General features: G+C 46.2%; 2 tRNA genes and 2 rRNA genes (1 of these 4 running past the window's edge). All 4 read left to right on the top strand.

Going from position 1 to position 2,574, the window contains the following annotated elements:
• The first annotated feature begins 231 nt into the window (after window positions 1-231).
• A 16S ribosomal RNA gene (locus GFV00_RS09650) occupies window positions 232-1,752 on the top strand.
• A gap of 202 nt (window positions 1,753-1,954) precedes the next feature.
• A tRNA-Ile gene (locus GFV00_RS09645) sits at window positions 1,955-2,028 on the top strand.
• Window positions 2,029-2,041: 13 nt separating this feature from the next.
• A tRNA-Ala gene (locus tag GFV00_RS09640) sits at window positions 2,042-2,115 on the top strand.
• Between the two features lie 121 nt (window positions 2,116-2,236).
• Window positions 2,237-2,574 (top strand): 23S ribosomal RNA (locus GFV00_RS09635); it runs 2,485 nt beyond the window's last position.
• Together the 16S and 23S rRNA genes with 2 tRNA genes alongside form the textbook arrangement of a ribosomal RNA operon.

Below are 2,574 nucleotides of genomic sequence, written 5' to 3'. Positions count from 1 at the left end.
AAAAAAACTTGCGGGGAAAGAAAAAGTAGCTATCTTTGCACCCGCAAGTCAGGAACAACGAAAGAGAAAAACAGAAGAAGAGAGACCTGAGAAGCGAAAAAGATCGTTGAAATAAAAAGTTTTTTTAAACAAAGCTTACGAAAGATAAAAAGTAGCAAAACACAACCTGGAAGAAAAGAGATTCTTTTGAGTTAGGGAAAAAGCCTTGAAATTGATAATAACAAAGAAATTACAATGGAGAGTTTGATCCTGGCTCAGGATGAACGCTAGCGGGAGGCCTAACACATGCAAGCCGAGGGGTATTTTGGAGCTTGCTTCAAGAGAGACCGGCGTACGGGTGCGTAACGCGTATGCAACTTACCTGTATCACCGGGATAGCCCGGGGAAACCCGGATTAATACCGGATAACATATTTGTCAGCATTGGTAGATATTAAAAGATTTATCGGATATAGATAGGCATGCGTAGGATTAGTTAGTTGGTAAGGTAACGGCTTACCAAGACGATGATCCTTAGGGGGCCTGAGAGGGTGAACCCCCACACTGGAACTGAGACACGGACCAGACTCCTACGGGAGGCAGCAGTGAGGAATATTGGACAATGGGTGAGAGCCTGATCCAGCCATCCCGCGTGAAGGACGACAGCCCTATGGGTTTTAAACTTCTTTTGTATGGGAATAAACCACATTACGCGTAATGTTCTGAAGGTACCATACGAATAAGCATCGGCTAACTCCGTGCCAGCAGCCGCGGTAATACGGAGGATGCGAGCGTTATCCGGATTTATTGGGTTTAAAGGGTCCGTAGGCGGGTTGATAAGTCAGCGGTGAAAACCTGCAGCTTAACTGTAGAACTGCCGTTGATACTGTTAATCTTGAATAGTATTGAAGTAGCTGGAATGTGTAGTGTAGCGGTGAAATGCATAGATATTACACAGAACCCCGATTGCGAAGGCAGGTTACTAAATACCGATTGACGCTGATGGACGAAAGCGTGGGGAGCGAACAGGATTAGATACCCTGGTAGTCCACGCCGTAAACGATGGATACTCGTTGTTGGGGGTTACCCCTCAGTGACTAAGCGAAAGTAATAAGTATCCCACCTGGGGAGTACGACCGCAAGGTTGAAACTCAAAGGAATTGACGGGGGCCCGCACAAGCGGTGGAGCATGTGGTTTAATTCGATGATACGCGAGGAACCTTACCAGGGCTTAAATGGGAATTGGCGTACTTAGAAATAAGTATTTCTACGGACAATTTTCAAGGTGCTGCATGGTTGTCGTCAGCTCGTGCCGTGAGGTGTCAGGTTAAGTCCTATAACGAGCGCAACCCTTATCATTAGTTGCCAACGAGTAAAGTCGGGAACTCTAATGAGACTGCCGGTGCAAACCGCGAGGAAGGTGGGGATGACGTCAAATCATCACGGCCCTTACGCCCTGGGCCACACACGTGCTACAATGGCCGGTACAGAGGGCAGCTACTGGGCAACCAGATGCGAATCTCAAAAGCCGGTCTCAGTTCGGATTGGAGTCTGCAACTCGACTCTATGAAGCTGGAATCGCTAGTAATCGCAGATCAGCCATGCTGCGGTGAATACGTTCCCGGGCCTTGTACACACCGCCCGTCAAGCCATGGAAGCTGGGGGTACCTGAAGTCGGTGACCGTAAAAGGAGCTGCCTAGGGTAAAACTAGTGACTGGGGCTAAGTCGTAACAAGGTAGCCGTACCGGAAGGTGCGGCTGGAACATCTCTTTTTTAGAGCAAAAAGTCAAAACAAGGAATAAAAACCCCAAAAGAAGCTGACAACTTCCAGGTGTTTCCTACTTAAAGAAAGAAAAGAGTAAGTAAAAAGTTAAAAAAACACAAGATATATAACACCCCTGAAAAGCCCCTGTAAGGAAAAGGTAAGACATAAGAAGAAGAGTAAAAGGAGCAACGAGGAAAATAAAAATCAATCAGTCTCATAGCTCAGCCGGTTAGAGCGCTACACTGATAATGTAGAGGTCGGCAGTTCGAGTCTGCCTGAGACTACAAAGGGAAACAAGGGGAATTAGCTCAGCTGGCTAGAGCGCCTGCCTTGCACGCAGGAGGTCAAGGGTTCGACTCCCTTATTCTCCACAAGGTTCTAAAAACGAAAGAAAGAAGTAGTAAAAAGAACCAGTGTTATATACGGATCATTGACATTATTGGGATTTTATATAAAAAAATAAACCGAGCGGCCAATACAATTGGCTAAGGAAAAGAAATCGTTAAGGGCGTATGGCGGATGCCTAGGCTTCAAGAGGCGAAGAAAGACGTGGTAAGCTGCGAAAAGCTGCGGGGATTGGCACACACGAATAGATCCGCAGATGTCTGAATGGGGCAACCCACTATACAAGAGTATAGTATTCCCGCAAGGGAAGGCAAACCTTCCGAACTGAAACATCTAAGTAGGAAGAGGAAAAGAAATCAACCGAGATTCCGAGAGTAGTGGCGAGCGAAATCGGAAGAGCCCAAAAGTATGTAATTAGATAGCAGAATGTTTTGGAAAGAACAACCAAAGAAGGTGAAAGTCCTGTAAGTAAAATCTGATTATGT

It is taken from the genome of Apibacter sp. B3935 (assembly GCF_009827705.1).
Classification (GTDB): Bacteria; Bacteroidota; Bacteroidia; order Flavobacteriales; family Weeksellaceae; genus Apibacter.
This window is presented reverse-complemented; position numbering and strand designations above follow the sequence as displayed.